General features: G+C 61.9%; 17 protein-coding genes. 6 read left to right on the top strand and 11 right to left on the bottom strand.

What is annotated here, in order from left to right; translation table 11 throughout:
• Positions 1-199: 199 nt before the first annotated feature.
• Genes pta through ACWPW0_RS16250 form a run of 3 tightly spaced genes read right to left on the bottom strand, consistent with a single transcriptional unit; the run spans position 200 to position 3,749 of the window.
• Positions 200-2,254, bottom strand: coding sequence for a phosphate acetyltransferase (pta, locus tag ACWPW0_RS16260; protein WP_454255865.1), 2,055 nt, complete (start codon positions 2,252-2,254; stop codon positions 200-202).
• Between the two features lies 1 nt (position 2,255).
• Positions 2,256-3,458: an acetate kinase gene (locus ACWPW0_RS16255; RefSeq protein ID WP_454255864.1), complete on the bottom strand. Its 1,203-nt coding sequence runs from the start codon at positions 3,456-3,458 to the stop codon at positions 2,256-2,258.
• Positions 3,459-3,467: 9 nt separating this feature from the next.
• Positions 3,468-3,749: a DUF3565 domain-containing protein gene (locus ACWPW0_RS16250; protein WP_454255863.1), complete on the bottom strand. Its 282-nt coding sequence runs from the start codon at positions 3,747-3,749 to the stop codon at positions 3,468-3,470.
• Positions 3,750-3,762: 13 nt separating this feature from the next.
• Between ACWPW0_RS16250 and ACWPW0_RS16245 the strand changes: the two genes are divergently transcribed.
• From ACWPW0_RS16245 to ACWPW0_RS16230, 4 genes are all read left to right on the top strand, one after another.
• The gene (locus ACWPW0_RS16245; RefSeq protein WP_447593005.1) at positions 3,763-4,248 is read left to right on the top strand and encodes an FKBP-type peptidyl-prolyl cis-trans isomerase; all 486 of its coding nucleotides are present in this window, start codon (positions 3,763-3,765) and stop codon (positions 4,246-4,248) included.
• Positions 4,249-4,457: 209 nt separating this feature from the next.
• Positions 4,458-4,940, top strand: a complete 483-nt coding sequence (locus ACWPW0_RS16240; RefSeq protein ID WP_447593003.1) for a glutathione peroxidase — start codon at positions 4,458-4,460, stop codon at positions 4,938-4,940.
• 183 nt (positions 4,941-5,123) lie between these two features.
• Positions 5,124-5,714: a TetR/AcrR family transcriptional regulator gene (locus ACWPW0_RS16235; protein ID WP_447593001.1), complete on the top strand. Its 591-nt coding sequence runs from the start codon at positions 5,124-5,126 to the stop codon at positions 5,712-5,714.
• Between the two features lie 56 nt (positions 5,715-5,770).
• Complete coding sequence (locus ACWPW0_RS16230) at positions 5,771-6,880, top strand: NADH:flavin oxidoreductase (protein ID WP_454255862.1); 1,110 nt, start codon at positions 5,771-5,773, stop codon at positions 6,878-6,880.
• A 41-nt stretch (positions 6,881-6,921) separates the two neighbouring features.
• Here the strand turns inward: ACWPW0_RS16230 and ACWPW0_RS16225 are convergent, their stop codons facing one another.
• Positions 6,922-8,136 (bottom strand): glycosyltransferase family 4 protein, encoded by a 1,215-nt coding sequence (locus ACWPW0_RS16225; protein WP_454255861.1) that lies wholly within the window; start codon positions 8,134-8,136, stop codon positions 6,922-6,924.
• 27 nt (positions 8,137-8,163) lie between these two features.
• Positions 8,164-8,907, bottom strand: a complete 744-nt coding sequence (gene cysZ / locus ACWPW0_RS16220; RefSeq protein WP_454255860.1) for a sulfate transporter CysZ — start codon at positions 8,905-8,907, stop codon at positions 8,164-8,166.
• 361 nt (positions 8,908-9,268) lie between these two features.
• On the opposite strand from cysZ, the gene trxB reads away from it, so the two are divergent.
• Complete coding sequence (trxB, locus tag ACWPW0_RS16215; RefSeq protein WP_447592994.1) at positions 9,269-10,216, top strand: thioredoxin-disulfide reductase; 948 nt, start codon at positions 9,269-9,271, stop codon at positions 10,214-10,216.
• A 54-nt stretch (positions 10,217-10,270) separates the two neighbouring features.
• Here trxB and ACWPW0_RS16210 read toward each other — a convergent pair.
• The 6 genes from ACWPW0_RS16210 to folM form a co-directional block, all read right to left on the bottom strand.
• A protein-coding gene (locus ACWPW0_RS16210; protein ID WP_454255088.1) for an IS3 family transposase occupies positions 10,271-11,490 on the bottom strand; the annotation gives its coding sequence in 2 pieces (ribosomal slippage) (positions 10,271-11,122 and positions 11,125-11,490; 1,218 coding nt in all).
• Between the two features lie 102 nt (positions 11,491-11,592).
• Positions 11,593-11,934, bottom strand: coding sequence for a HopJ type III effector protein (locus ACWPW0_RS16205; RefSeq protein ID WP_454255859.1), 342 nt, complete (start codon positions 11,932-11,934; stop codon positions 11,593-11,595).
• Positions 11,931-12,224 carry a DUF1244 domain-containing protein gene (locus ACWPW0_RS16200; RefSeq protein ID WP_447592990.1) on the bottom strand — a complete coding sequence of 98 codons (294 nt, stop codon included), beginning with the start codon at positions 12,222-12,224 and terminating at the stop codon, positions 11,931-11,933. Before ACWPW0_RS16200 ends, ACWPW0_RS16205 begins: the two co-directional genes overlap by 4 nt.
• An 86-nt stretch (positions 12,225-12,310) precedes the next feature.
• A complete protein-coding gene (gene folX, locus ACWPW0_RS16195) occupies positions 12,311-12,682 on the bottom strand; it encodes a dihydroneopterin triphosphate 2'-epimerase (RefSeq protein ID WP_454255858.1) in 372 nt (123 codons plus the stop codon).
• Positions 12,683-13,243: a GTP cyclohydrolase I FolE gene (folE, locus tag ACWPW0_RS16190; RefSeq protein ID WP_447592987.1), complete on the bottom strand. Its 561-nt coding sequence runs from the start codon at positions 13,241-13,243 to the stop codon at positions 12,683-12,685.
• Positions 13,244-13,265: 22 nt separating this feature from the next.
• Positions 13,266-13,976, bottom strand: a complete 711-nt coding sequence (gene folM, locus ACWPW0_RS16185) for a dihydromonapterin reductase (RefSeq protein WP_454255857.1) — start codon at positions 13,974-13,976, stop codon at positions 13,266-13,268.
• 259 nt (positions 13,977-14,235) lie between these two features.
• Here folM and ACWPW0_RS16180 point away from each other — a divergent pair, with 259 nt between their 5' ends.
• Positions 14,236-15,177 (top strand): MerR family transcriptional regulator, encoded by a 942-nt coding sequence (locus ACWPW0_RS16180; protein WP_454255856.1) that lies wholly within the window; start codon positions 14,236-14,238, stop codon positions 15,175-15,177.
• Positions 15,178-15,232: the final 55 nt, after the last annotated feature.

Genomic DNA, 15,232 nt, shown 5'->3' with positions numbered 1-15,232 from the left:
GCGCCAAGGTTAACGCTTGTACACTGAACTGCAAGTGCTGGGGTTGACCGTGTGGTCATGGCTGCGGTCCAGTAGCCGCGCTGGCTGACCGCCTGCGCAGGCTACCCGAATCACCCCGCAGATTCGAGTAGTTGGGCCTGCCGCCATGTCATCGCGGGCGCGGTGAAACGGCGACAACCCCTGCTGTGCCTGGCGCCGTTCAGATCGTGCTGGCGGCCTGGATGGCGGTGAGGGCAATGGTGAAGACGATGTCGTCGACCAGCGCGCCGCGCGACAGGTCGTTCACCGGTTTGCGCAGGCCCTGCAGCATCGGGCCGACACTCACGCAGTCGGCACTGCGCTGCACGGCCTTGTAGGTGGTGTTGCCGGTGTTCAGGTCGGGGAAGATGAACACCGTGGCCTGGCCGGCCACCGGGCTGTTCGGGGCTTTTTGCCGGCCCACGCTGTCGATGGCCGCGGCGTCGTATTGCAACGGGCCGTCGATCAGCAACTGCGGGTCCTTCTCCTTGGCAATGCGCGTGGCATCACGAACCTTTTCCACTTCGGCGCCACTGCCGGAATCGCCGGTGGAATAGCTGATCATCGCCACCTTCGGCTGGACGCCAAAGGCCTGGGCCGAGGCGGCGCTTTGCAGGGCGATTTCTGCCAGTTCGGGGGCGCTGGGGTCAGGGTTCACCGCACAGTCGCCATACACCAGTACCTGATCGGGTAGCAGCATGAAGAAGACCGACGAGACCAGGTTGTAGCCGGGCGCGGTCTTGATCAGTTGCAGGGCGGGGCGGATGGTGTTGGCGGTGGTGTGGATGGCGCCGGAAACCAGCCCGTCGACCTCGTCCAGCGCCAGCATCATGGTGCCCATGACCACGGTGTCTTCCAGTTGCGCGGTGGCCATCGGGGCATTCAGCCCCTTGCCCTTGCGCAGCTCGACCATCGGGGCGACGTAGCGCTCGCGGATCAGGTCCGGGTCGAGGATTTCCAGGCCCGGCGGCAGTTCGATGCCCTGGGCCTTGGCCACGGCCTGGACATCCTCCGGTTTGGCCAACAGTACGCAGCGAGCGATACCGCGGGTTTGGCAGATCGCCGCGGCCTGCACGGTGCGTGGCTCGCTGCCTTCGGGCAGGACGATGCGTTTGTTCGCCGCCTGGGCGCGTCTGACCAACTGGTAGCGGAACTGGGCCGGCGAGAGCCGGGGGGCGCTGGGAATGCCGCAGCGCTGGCTGAACCACTGCGGGGAGAGATGATCGGCAACGAATTCGCTGACCTTTTCGGCGCGTGCCAGGTCATCGGCCGGAATCTCCCGGCTCAGTTGGCTCAGCTCGATCAGCAGTTCGGCGCTATCGAGCGGGCTGGCCAGCAGCGGCAGGCCGGTATTCAGCGCCGGCTCGCACAGTTCGAGCACGGCAGCCGGTGGCTGGTTGTCATCGCATAGCACCACCCCTGCCAGCGGCATGCCATTCATGGCCGCCAGGGCGGCGGCGGGCAGGAGATCGCTGCGCTCGCCGGGCACCAGCAGCAGGCTACCCGGCTGCAGCTGTGCGGCGACTCGTCCGACTCCGGCTGCGCCCAGCAGCGCATGCTGCATGCGCCGTTCGGCATCGCCGGCATACAGCACGCGCAGGCCGAGTTGGCGGGCTACATCGCTGGTGCGGGCGGCATTGAGTTCGTCGTTCCACGGGATGCAGCCCAGCAACTGCAACTTGCTGTCGCCCAGTGTGCGACCAGGCTGCAGCCAGGCGTCGTCATGGACCTTGTTGAGGATCACGCCGGCCACCTGTACGCCTTCGAGCAGGCGCGCCTGGATATCGAAGCGCTCCGCGACCTGTTGCGGGTTCTGCTGGCCAGGGCTGGAAACCAGGATCGCTTCTGCGCCCAGGCTGCGCGCCAGCTTGCTGTTGAAGCGGTTGGCATAGCCCACCAGGCGGGTTGGCACCATGCCTTCGATGATCAGTACGTCGACATCCGTGGCGGCCTGTTGCTGCAGGTTGACCAGTTCTTCGAGCAGTTCGTCGAGTTGGTCATCGCCCAGGCGTTTTTCCACATGACTTTGCAGCAGCGGTGTCGGGACGTTCAGCCCCTGGCTGCGGGCGATCAGCGCGCAGGCCTGTTCGACGTCTACCTGGCCTGGCTGGGGTTGGGCGACGGGTTTGAAATAGCCCACTTTCAGGCCGGCGCGTTGCAGGGTGCGCAACAGGCCAAGGCTGGTGGAGGTGAGGCCGACGCCGACGCCGGTGGAGATCAGCATGAAGCTGTGCATGTCAGGCCCCCTTGCGCTGTTGCAGGAGGTTGAGGGTGTCGAGGGCGATCTGCTTCTCCTCGTTGGTGGGGATGACCAGGATGCGAGTCGAATCGGGCAGGTTAATGCCGCCGGTGACACCCCCAACGCAGCGGGCGTTGGCGGTCTTGTCGATGGCCAGGCCAAGCAGGCTCAGGTAGCCCACGGTCTTGGCGCGCACCAGAGCCGAGTTCTCGCCGATGCCGCCGGTGAAGATCAGCCCGTCCAGGCGGGGCAGGGCGCAACTCAGGGCGGCCAGGGACTTGGCCAGGCGATAGCAGAACACCTCGATGGCCAGGGTCGCGGCACGGTGTCCCTGGTTGCGCGCCTGCTCCAGAGTGCGCATGTCGTTGGACAGGCCGGAAAGGCCCAGCAGGCCGCTGCGGTTGTTCAGTACGCGGTCGATCTCGTCCAGGCTCCAGCCCAGCGAACGGGACAGGTGGCCGTGCAGGTTGGGGTCGACATCGCCGCTGCGGGTGCCCATCACCAGGCCTTCGAGCGGGGTCAGGCCCATGCTGGTGTCCAGGCTCTGGCCGTCGACGATGGCGCAGGTCGAGCAGCCATTGCCCAGGTGGGCGCTGAGCCAACTGCTGTCGCCGACCGCCAGGCCCGTTACCTCGGCGGCACGCAGGCTGACATAACGGTGACTGGTGCCGTGGAAGCCATAACGGCGCACGCTGTGTTCGCGATACAGGTCTTCGGGGATGGCATAGCGGAAGGCGTGCTCGGGCATGCTCTGGTGAAAGGCCGTGTCGAACACGGCAACGTGTGGCAGGCCCGGGTAAAGCTGCATGGACGCTTCGATGCCGACCAGGTGCGCCGGGTTGTGCAGCGGCGCCAGCGGCACCGTGGCGCGGATGGCCTCCAGCGTGCTGTCGTCGATGCGCACGGCCTGGGTGAAGTGCTCACCGCCATGCACCACACGGTGGCCAATGCCATGCAGCTCGCCGCCGCAGGCCTCGTCTACCAGCGGCAGCAACTGTTCGAGTGCGGCGCGGTGGTCGGCGCCAGGCAATTCCTGCTGCTTGCGGATGCTGCCGCCGTGCCACCAGATCAAGGCTGCCTCAGCGCTGTTGAGGCGCTCGGCCAGGCCGCTGATCAGTGGTGTGGAATGGGAACGGTTGATCAGGGCGAACTTGATCGAAGAGCTACCGCAGTTGATGACCAGAATATTGCGTGCCGACATGCCTGTTCCTTATGTGTTGTCGTTCCCTGGACTCGTGCACCAGCCGCAGGCGAAGGGCTGGCCGATATGTTGTTCGCGCTGCGCCGGGTCCTGTACCCAGGCGCGATTCTGCCAGGGCGGCTGATGACGCAGGTGTTGAGTATGCCCGCAGGACAGCACGGCGATCCAATGACCGTCCTCATCCTGGCGAAAGCCCAGCACCACGGCGCCGGGAGCGGGCCGTCCGTCCGGGTTCTGGTCGCTTTCGTCCGGGGTGGCAGGTAAACTCGCGCGTTCTTCAATCTTTTGCAAAAGGTCTCACCCTATGCTGATCGCCACTAACAAGGCTGTCTCCATCGACTATACCCTGACCAATGATGCCGGTGAGGTGATCGACAGCTCCGCTGGCGGCGCGCCTCTGGCGTATCTGCACGGTGCAGGCAACATTATCGTTGGCCTGGAAAAGGCCCTCGAAGGCAAACAAGCCGGCGATGAGCTGAACGTTTCCATCGAACCTGCCGAGGCCTATGGCGAGTACAGCGCCGAGCTGGTTGCGACCCTGAACCGCAGCATGTTCGAGGGCGTCGACGAGCTGGAAGTGGGCATGCAGTTCCACGCTTCTGGCCCGGATGGCGGCATGCAGATCGTCACCGTGCGTGACATCGAAGGTGACGACGTGATCGTCGACGGCAACCACCCGCTGGCTGGCCAGCGCCTGACTTTCCAGGTCAAGGTCGTCACTGTACGTGATGCGCTGCCGGAAGAGCTCGCCCATGGTCATATCCATGGCGAGGGTGGTCACCACCACTGATAATTCGTCGGATTTCAGTTCACGCGCTACGACGTAGGGTGGTGTGACTGCTAAGCTGAACGAACCGAAAAGGCGCCTGCGGGCGCCTTTTTTCAGCCCGCCATTTCTGGCGGCTACCTTGCGGGCCGCTGCTGTCGGATATGAAAAATTGCTTCCGGCAATTTCTTCTACTCGGCGCAGACTTATTTTGCATGCTCAAGGAGTTAGTCATGAGTGCCTTCCACGACCTGAACCTGCACGCGCTCAATGGCCAGGATCTGCCATTGGCACCCTACAAAGGCCAACTGGTGCTGGTGGTCAATGTCGCCTCGAAGTGTGGGCTGACCCCTCAATACGCCGCTCTGGAAAGCCTGTACCAGCAATACCGTGACCGCGGCCTGACGGTGATCGGCTTGCCTTGCAACCAGTTTGCGGCGCAGGAGCCAGGGAGTGAGGAAGACATTCGCGAGTTCTGCAGCGTCAACTATGGCGTGACATTTCCCCTTACCAGCAAGATCGAGGTCAACGGTCCGGGGCGTCATCCGCTGTACCGGTTGCTGGCGGGCGAGGGTGCCGAGTTTCCTGGCGATATCTCCTGGAACTTCGAGAAATTCCTGGTGGGCAGCGATGGTCGCGTACTGGCGCGCTTCTCGCCGCGCACGGCGCCTGATGATCCGACCGTGATCCAGGCCATCGAGAAAGCGCTCGGCTGATCGAATGGAGGATTGGCTGCATGTCGCGCCAATCCTCCGTAGCTGATTCAGACCGGAAAGCCGTTTACCCAAGAGCCTGGATGCCTGAGAAATCAGGGTGGGTAGTGATGAGCCTTCTGACGCTAAATCACCAGAATCAATAGTGCTGTTCGGGGTGAGACGACCGGTCATATGCTCGGCGTCATGAACAGCATTCGACTCGACAAGCGTGATCTCATCCTGACCAAGGGCTCGGCGGTCATGACCCGCCGTGGCTACCACGGCACCGGGGTGCAGGAGATCGTCCAGGCTGCGGGGATTCCCAAGGGCTCGTTCTATCACTACTTCAGCAGCAAGGAAGATTTTGCCCTGCAGGCGCTGGAGTTTGTGTACCAGCCACGCCTGCAACGCTATGCCGATGCCCTGGCTAATCCGGCGCTGAGCCCACGGGCTCGCATCCTGGCCTACTACCAGGAGTTGCAGAGTCATTTCAGCCGCCAGGAAAAGACCGAGTACCACTGCTTCATCGGCAGTCTCAGCTTCGAGATGGCCGAACTGTTGCCCGCCATCGGTCAGCAGGTGGAGCGTATCCAGCAAGCCTCTGCCGACATCCTGCAACGCTGCCTGGAAGAAGCTCAGCAGGCTGGCGAGCTGCCCGCTACCGAAGATTGCGCCAACCTGGCTGCTTTCATCAGCAATGCCTGGCAAGGCGTGCTTGCCCGGCTCAAGGTCGGTGGTGGTCCTTCGTTGGTCATTGCTTTCAACACCCGTTTGGAGCTGCTCCTGCAGCCCTGATTTTTTATCGCCAATTTCATGAGACGACCGGTCATATGGCCGGCATTGGAGACCTGATGAACGCCCCTGTAAAAGCTCTGTTCCAACCGTTTCAACTTGGCAGCCTGGAACTGCCATCCCGCGTGGTGATGGCCCCGATGACGCGCTCCTTCTCTCCGGGTGGCGTGCCCAATGCGAAGGTCATCGAATACTACCGCCGTCGCGCGGCGGCCGGTGTTGGCCTGATCGTCACCGAGGGCACCACGGTTGGCCACAAGGCAGCAAACGGTTACCCGAACGTACCGCGCTTCTATGGCGAGGATGCACTGGCTGGCTGGAAGCAGGTAGTCGATGCCGTACATGCCGAAGGTGGCAAGATCGTTCCGCAACTGTGGCACGTGGGCAACGTGCGCAAACTCGGTACCGAGCCTGATGCCAGCGTTCCAGGTTACGGCCCGAGCGAGAAAGTGAAGGAAGGCAATGTCGTGGTGCACGGCATGACCAAGGCCGACATCGACGAGGTGATCGCGGCGTTCGCCCAGGCGGCCCGTGACGCCAAGGCCATTGGCATGGACGGCGTGGAAATCCACGGTGCCCACGGCTATCTGGTCGACCAGTTCTTCTGGGAAGGCAGCAACCAGCGCACCGACGAATACGGCGGCGACCTGGCCCAGCGTTCGCGTTTCGCCATCGAGCTGATCCAGGCCGTGCGCGCTGCCGTTGGCCCGGACTTCCCGATCATTCTGCGTTTCTCCCAATGGAAGCAGCAGGACTACACCGCACGCCTGGTGCAGACACCGGAAGCCCTCGGCGCTTTCCTCAAGCCGCTGGCCGATGCCGGTGTGGACATCTTCCACTGCTCGACCCGCCGCTTCTGGGAGCCTGAGTTCGAAGGTTCCGACCTCAACCTGGCTGGCTGGACCCGCAAGCTGACCGGCAAACCAACCATCACCGTGGGCAGCGTTGGCCTGGACGGCGAGTTCCTGCAGTTCATGGTCAACACCGACAAGGTCGCCGAGCCGGCCAGTCTGGAAAATCTGCTGGAGCGCCTGAACAAGCAGGAGTTCGATCTGGTAGCCGTGGGCCGTGCCCTGTTGGTCGACCCGGATTGGGCACTGAAGGTTCGTGAAGGCCGTGAGCAGGACATTCTGCCATTCAGCCGCGAGGCACTGAAGCAACTGGTCTGACGCTTAGTACTGTTTTTGGCGCGATATTTTCTCGCGCCCTTTCATGCCCCGGCACACCGGGGCTTTTTTCTGTCCGCGTTTTGCTGATCGGGATGCTTGGCGGCTTCGATCAGTAGGGCCTCGAAGCGTTCGATGATCATGCTCCAGGCCTGTTTGCCCGCATGTTGGCGCGCATTGAGCCTAATTCGGCGCAGGCTCTCGCGATCCTCAAGAAGCCAGTCAGCCGCTTCGATAAAGGCTTGCTCGTCCCCTGGCATGGCCAGCGCGCCGTTGTGTCCATGGCGAATGTGCTGGGCTGCGGCGGCCTGGTCATAAGCGATTACGGCAAGCCCCGAAGCCTGGGCTTCGAGCACCACATTGCCGAAGGTTTCCGACAGGCTGGGGAACAGGAACAGGTCGCCGCTGGCGTAGTGCTCGGCCAATGCTTCGCCACGCTGGATGCCGCAGAAGATGGCGTCGGGGATTTCCGCCTGTATATACGCGCGCTGTGGCCCGTCGCCCACCAGAATCAACTTCAGATGGTGTTCTGGCCGAGCTGTCTGTAGGGTGCGGAAGCTGCGCACCAGCAGTTGCAGATTCTTTTCCGCCGCCAGGCGCCCGACGTGCAGGACGGCAAGGTCGTCGTCATTGAGGTGCCAGCTGGCGCGCAAGGCCGTCGAGCGCCGTGCCGGATGGAAGAGCTGACCATCGACGCCGCGAGCGAGCAGGGCCAGGCGTTCGAAGCCACGGCGCTGCAGTTCGACGCGTTGGCTCGGGCTGGGGACCAGGGTCGTTTGCGTGCTGTTGTGGAACCAGCGCAGGTAACGGGTCAGCAGTCGTGTCAGAAGGCCGAAACCGTAATGCCCGGTGTATTGCTGGAAGTTGGTGTGGAAACCGCTGACCACTGGTATTCCCAAGCGTCGTGCGGCACGCAGGGCGGACAGGCCGAGCGGGCCTTCGGTGGCGATATAGAGCACATCCGGACGGTGCCGTTGCCAGCGACGCAGCAGCTTGTGCAATGAAGACTGCCCCCATTGCAGCCCCGGATAACCGGGCAGCGGCCAGCCACGGGTGAGCAGCAGGGTTTCGTCGCTGCTGGTCTGCCTGTCGGCGGTTTGCCGTGGGCGTATGACCTGCAGCAGGTGACCGCGTTGTGCCAGCCCCCGGTATAGATGGCCGAGGGTATGAGCGACACCGTTGATTTCCGGCGCGAAGGTTTCACTGATGAAGGCGATATGAAGAGGAGCATCCATGGCAGCAGTGTCGGCTGCTGCCATGTAGCGGGTATGACGTTTGGGTTGCGGTTATGTGACGCTGACGGATTTGCGCTCGCGGACCCAGAACAACGTGGCACCTGCTACCGCCGCCGGCATTACCAGAATGTTTACGAAAGGGATCAGCAACGCCAGGTACACCGCGCCACCAAACCCCAGGCTCTGCCAGCGCTTCTCGCGCAGCCAGGCGAGCATGTCGTCCCAGCCCAGTTTGTTGTTGTCCGCCGGGTAGTCGATGTACTGCACGGCCATCATCCACACGCCGAACAGAATCCACAGGGGCGTGGCGACCAGGTTGACCACTGGGATGAAGGACAGGATCAGCAGGGGCAACGCGCGTGGCAGGAAGTAACCCAGCTTGCGCAGCTCGCGCCCGATGGTGCGCGGCACCATGGCCGTCAGTTCGGCCCAGCTGAAGGGCGGGAAGTCGTCACGCCCGCGCGCCACCACCTCGACCTTCTCGGCGAGAAAGCCATTGAACGGGGCGGCTATGATATTGGCCAGCATGGTGAAGGTGAAGAACATGATCAGCAGCACCAGCAACACGAACAGTGGCCAGATGATGTACTGCAGGAAGCTCAACCAGTCCGGCAGTTTCGGCATGAAGGTGTCGACCCAGCCACCGAACTGCTGCATGGCCAGGACGATGAGGCCGATGAACAGCAGCAGGTTGAGGGTCAGCGGTAGCAGGACGAACAGGCGCAGGCCGGGGCGCATGATCAGTTTGAGGCCTTCGCCCAGATAAGCCGGGCCGGAAATGACAGGGGTGGGCATCGCGTGGCTTCCACAGGGCGTGAGTGCGCAGACCTTACCGATTTTGCCGAGGTGAAGAAAGCGCCTGTTTCCCGTGCTTGGCTGCCCTGTAATCGTTTATTCATGGTGCATGCGGCATCTTTCGCGGTACTGGGCGCATGGCTTGGCTGGCTGTTGATACACGGCGTAACAGTCTTCACACGGCGTACGGGTGAGCGAGCCGCATAGCCAGCCCCTATGGCGAGGATTGAGAAACGGTATTTTCCAGCCATGGGCAATCTGCGTAGCCTTCGACGCATTCACTTTGCGAGTCGTCCACCTTTCAAGCCTTTCCCCGAGTGCTCCGGGCGACTCCTTTTATATTGCTGGCGAGGTGCCGATCATGTCTGACGTACGCCATTCCCGAGTGATCATCCTGGGCTCGGGCCCGGCCGGATACAGCGCTGCGGTGTATGCCGCCCGCGCCAATCTCAAGCCTTTGCTGATCACCGGCCTGCAGGCTGGAGGGCAGTTGACCACGACCACTGAGGTGGACAACTGGCCGGGCGATCCCCATGGTCTGACCGGACCTGCGTTGATGCAGCGCATGCAGGAGCATGCCGAGCGTTTCGAGACCGAAATCGTTTTCGACCACATCAATGCCGTGGACCTGGCCGGCAAGCCCTTTACCTTGCAGGGTGATAGCGGGACCTATACCTGCGATGCCTTGATCATTGCCACGGGTGCCAGTGCACGTTATCTCGGCTTGCCTTCAGAGGAGGCGTTCATGGGTAAAGGCGTTTCCGCCTGCGCTACCTGTGATGGATTCTTCTACCGCAACCGTGAAGTAGCGGTGGTTGGCGGTGGCAATACGGCGGTGGAGGAAGCGCTGTACCTGGCCAATATCGCCAGCAAGGTGACTCTGGTGCATCGCCGCGATACCTTCCGCGCCGAGAAGATCCTGCAAGACAAGCTGCGCGCCCGCGTTGCCGAGGGCAAGATCGTGCTCAAGCTGCATGCCGAAGTGGATGAAGTGCTGGGTAACGCCATGGGCGTGACCGGCGTGCGCCTACGCAATGCTGACGGGAGTTCGGATGAGTTGCAGGTCGATGGCCTGTTCGTAGCCATTGGTCACACGCCGAACACGGCGTTGTTCGACGGGCAACTGACCCTGCGTGATGGTTATCTGGTGGTCAATGGTGGCCGTGAGGGCAATGCAACCGCCACCAACGTGCCGGGTGTGTTCGCGGCTGGCGATGTTGCCGATCATGTTTACCGACAGGCGATTACCTCGGCGGGGGCGGGCTGCATGGCGGCCCTCGATGTCGAGCGCTACCTCGACGGGCTTTGAGCACGTGTCTAGTCCTGAAATAGGTTTACACCGTTTCAGCTAGATTTGCGGCACCTAGAGCGCCCGATGCACCGCATCGGGCGTTTTGTATTTCAGGGCCCTATGCGGCCGCTCCGTGTTGTAGATTCTGACGGCCTCGCTGACCATTAACCTGGCCTGCTCCAAGTCATTGGGGCTTCGCTGCAGTAGTTCGTTCTTCAGGATTCCATTCACCCGCTCTGCAAGCGCGTTCTGATAGCAGTCGTAGCCATCGGTCATCGAACACCGCACGCCATGGCGCTTGTGCAGCTCCTGATAAAGCGCCGAGCAATATTGGACTCCACGATCAGAGTGATGGATGAGCCCATGGTTAGTGCGGCGACCGCGCAAGGCGTGTCGAAAGGCAACGGCCACAGACTCGGCATGCAAGCCCTCGTGAACGTGATGACCGACGATCTTCCGTGAGTAAGCATCAGTGACCAAGCTCAGATACAAAGGACCACTGCGCGCCGGCAGATACGTAATATCCGCCACCCACACATGCTCGGGCGCTGCCGCTGTAACTTGATCGGGCCCCGGCTTCAGCCGGTTCGGATGCCGATAGAAACGATGAAAGCTATGCGTGGTCTTGTGATACGCGCGCTTGGGTAAAACCAGCAGGCGACGCTCACCCAGGATCGAAAATAGCCGGTCACGACCTACCTTCAGGCTGTCATTGGGCTGGTTGTGCAGAAGATGATGCAACTTACGCGTGCCGATCCGCGGCTGGCGCACCCTTATGAAACTGACGTACTGAGCGACCTGTTCACCCTGCCTATGGCGCTGGTCAGCAACACGGTTGCGCTTGTAGTAAGCCTGGCGGCTGATGGAAAGAAACTGGCAAGCCCTGACAACGGTCAGCCCTTGGATTTGCTCTTGCGAGAGGACTTGCCGGGTCGCTTTTTTACGATCGAAACACCGTAATCCTTCTTCAACACATCGACCACAGCCTCAAAGAACTGGGCCTTCTGGCTCATGAGCTGCAATTGCTGCTCTAGCTCCTTGATGCGTTGCTCAGGCGTCAGGTCTTTGGGATCGGTCACAGCTTCACTCCTATCGGCTCGAATCGATGCCCCCTGGCTCCAATCCTGCCGACCATGCTTACGCAACCATACCAAAATGGTAGACCTGCCCTGGATGCCATACCGTGCCTGCGCCTGTTTGTAAGTCAGCTCGCCCTTTTCGACCTGATCAACCACAGCCAATTTAAAAGTCAGCGAGTAATCACGCTGCGTACGCTTAACACCTTGCTCCATCGAGCTCTCCAGATTCTCGGGATAAAGGTGTAAACCTTATTCAGGACGGGACAACGTCCATAAAAAAGCCCCGCATTGCGGGGCTTTTTTATGAGCCAGGCCTTATGCCTTGCGCGTAAGTGCTTCACTGGCGAATTGCACGCCCGCCAGGCCGGTGTTCTGCAGGGCACGGATGTTGCCGTGGTCGCTGCCACTCGGCGTGGCCAGCACGCTGCGATAGTGCTCGCCAAAGGCACGCAGGGTTTCTTCCAGGGTGAAGCCTTCCAGCAGCGCGAGGGAAAGGGTCTTGCACGAGCCTTCGTTCTGCCCGGCGGCGTTCTCTACCGCACCATTGCGGAATGCGCTGGGCTGGTAGTCATAGTGCTCGGTGACGTAGGCCAGGGTCTCGGCGAACAGGAAGTGTTCACTGTGCAGGCGGGCGCGGAAGTCTTGCAGGTGGCTCATTGCGGTTTTCCTTTGGCGAACGCGGCTTGTTGCTCGGCGCTGGCTTCTTTCTGGTAGGTGGCTTTCCAATCGGCATAGGGCATGCCGTAGACCTCTTCGCGGGCCTGGTCGAGGCTGACCTCGACGCCCTGGTCATCGGCCGCCGCCTTGTACCATTTGGACAGGCAGTTGCGGCAGAAGCCGGACAGGTTCATCAGGTCGATATTCTGCACGTCGGGTCGTGAGCGCAAATGCAGAACCAGTCGGCGGAAGGCGGCGGCTTCCAGTTCGAGGCGTTCTTGGTCAGTCATGACAAGGCTCCGGGCAGTGGAGGCGCAAATAATAGAAGGCCGGAAGCGTCTGCGGCAATGCCTGCGAGGCTGGGCCGGCCAGTGGATCAGTGTTCGGCGGCGAGGGTGATCGAGACCGATTCGGCAAACCGCAGGGCATGCAGTTTGTCCACTTCCACCTCGGCGTAGTGCACCGCCGGGTTGGCCATCACCAGGTCGAGAATTTCCTGGGTCAGGCGCTCGAGCAGGGCGAAGCGGTTTTCCTCGACGTGGCGTATCACCGCCTTGGTAATGGTGCGGTAGTTCAGGGCATGGTCGATATCGTTGTCGCGTACCGCGGCGTCAGCCGGATAGAGGATGGTGAGGTTGATCAGCACATCCTGCTTGTTGAGGATCTCCTCCTCCTTGATGCCGATAAAGGTACGCAGGCGCAGGTCCTTGACCCGGATGCGCGCCATGCCGGGGTCCAGTCGTGGCATTTACTTGCTCCGTCCGATCAGTTGCAGGAATTCCTGGCGAGTGGTGTTGGACTCGCGGAAGGCGCCCAGCATAACCGAGGTGTTCATCGACGAGTTCTGCTTTTCCACCCCGCGCATCATCATGCACATGTGCTGGGCTTCGATGACTACCGCCACGCCGGCTGCCTGGGTGACACTCTGGATGGCGTCGGCAATCTGCCGGGTCAGGTTTTCCTGGATCTGCAGGCGGCGCGCATACATGTCGACGATACGCGCCACTTTCGACAAGCCCAGCACACGGCCGGTTGGGATGTAGGCCACGTGAGCCTTGCCGATGAAGGGCAGCAGGTGGTGCTCGCACAACGAGTACAGCTCGATGTCACGGACGATCACCATCTCGTCGTTGGTCGAGGCGAACAGTGCACCGTTGACGATCTCGTCCAGCGATTGCTGGTAGCCGTGACACAGGTACTGCATGGCCTTGGCGGCGCGTTTGGGGGTGTCGAGCAGGCCTTCGCGCTCGGGGTCTTCGCCGAGGCCCAGGAGGATCTCGCGATAATGTGAAGGCAATTCCGGGTTCATTGCAGGGTCCTCGCGGCACGCCTCACTTGAGGTGGCGGCCGCCATTGACGGCGAGCGTCGTGCCGGTGACGTAGGGGTTGTCCAGCAGGTAGCGCAGGCTCTGGTAGATGACATCGGCGCCGGGCTCGATGCCAAGGGGCGATTGGGCAAGACGTTTGCTGCGGTAGTCCGCATCGTCGCCTTCGTTGAACATGATCAGGGCCGCGGCGATACCGTTGACCTTGATGGTGGGGGCGAAGCGCGCGGCGAAGGACTGCGTGAGGCTGTCCAGGCCGGCCTTGCTGGCGCAGTAGGCGGGGCGCTTGCCGCTGCCGTTGCGCACCACATCGTCACTGATGTGAATGATGTCGGCGTTCGCCGAGCGTTGCAGCAGCTCGGCGCACTGCAAGTTGATCAGATAGGGCGCGAGCATGTGCACGTTGACCATCTGCTGGAACACCGCCGCTTCGTTACCCGGGGTTTCCGTCAACCAGTCGGAGGCGTTGTGGACGATGGCACGCAAGCTATCGGTATGACTTTTCAACGCATCGATGAAGGCAAGGATGCCGGCCTCGCTGGAGAAGTCTGCCTGCAGGGTCACTGCGCCACGTTCGCGTAGCCGCAATACACCTTCGCGTTCGCGGCGATAACTGATGATCAGCGGGTGGCCGTCATCGAGCAGCCGCTCGGCGCAGTGCAGGCCGATGCGTTGGCCGGCGCCGGTAATCAGAATAGGGGCATTGCAACCACTCATGGGGGACTCGCACAGGATGACGCGTGCGGGCGACAGATGCCCGCGCAAGCCTGGGCAACGTTATCGCAAGGGTGGGGGCGCTACAACCATGCGCAGTTTGTGGGAATGCCCGCCCTGCTTGGTGCCACGGCGCCTATGCAGGGCTGTGACCTCAATATCTTGCTGATTGCTAGGGCAACAGGTTTTACGTTGCCCGTTTCAAGGCACACGGGAGACTGGAGTACACTCTGCCGATCTTTCTCCGGCGACTCACTGGCCCATGACCGAACTTGCTGACGCTTCCCCGGTTTTTGACGCGTTGCGGCAGGAGGACCTGTTCCCCATTCGCGAAGTGTCGCGGGTTACTGGGGTCAATCCGGTTACCTTGCGGGCTTGGGAGCGCCGCTATGGGCTGATTCAGCCGACTCGAACCGACAGTGGTCATCGCCTGTATTCCGCGACGGATATCGAAACGGTGCGTAGCATCCTGGCGTGGATCGAACGCGGCGTAGCGGTGAGCAAGGTAGGCAAGATCCTGGCACGCCAGGATGAGCGCAATGCGCCGGCTGAATCGGAAGACGGGGCCCGTAATAACGAATGGGGCGAATGGCAGGCGCATATCGCCCATGCCGTGGCTGCCTTCGATGCGGTGCAGCTGGAGCGGCTCTATGGCCAGGTCTTTGCCAGTTACTCCCTGGCTGTTGTATTCGAACGCATCTTCATGCCGCTCTGGCAGGACCTGTTGCTGCGACGCGATGCCTTCGGGCAGACCAGCGAGTGGCTGTTTCTCGACAGTTTCCTGCGGGCGCGCGTGCTACAGCGCTTACAGCTGGCTGCAGACGGCCCGGGGAGTGTGCTGTTGAGTGCCTGGTCCGGACACTGCCATGAGCTGGAGCTGTTGGTCGCCGGTTTGCTGCTGGCGGGTGAGGATGGGCCGCTGCGGGTGCTGGCATACGGGCAGCCGATGGCTGAGCTGGCATTGGTTTGCGACAAGGTGCAGCCGCCAGCGCTGGTGCTGTTTTCCAACAAGCCGACCGATGAGGCGGCAAAGCAATTGACCCGTCTGGCGCTGACATTACCCTGTCCATTGCTGTTGGCAGGGGAGGCGGCCGAGCTGCTGCAAGACGAGTTGGCAGGCTCGCCCGTGGCCTGCCTGGGCAATGAGGGAAGTCTGATGCGCCGTCGTTTGCAGCAGTTTCTGGCAGGGCGCCTGGACAGCTGATTCACCGACCTGAAGCGCACAGCGCACTTTATCGCAGGCATGAAAAACCCGGCGC

This window comes from Pseudomonas sp. Marseille-Q8238 (assembly GCF_965111915.1).
Note: the sequence above shows the minus strand (reverse complement) of the source record. Positions and strands in the feature narration are given on the sequence as shown.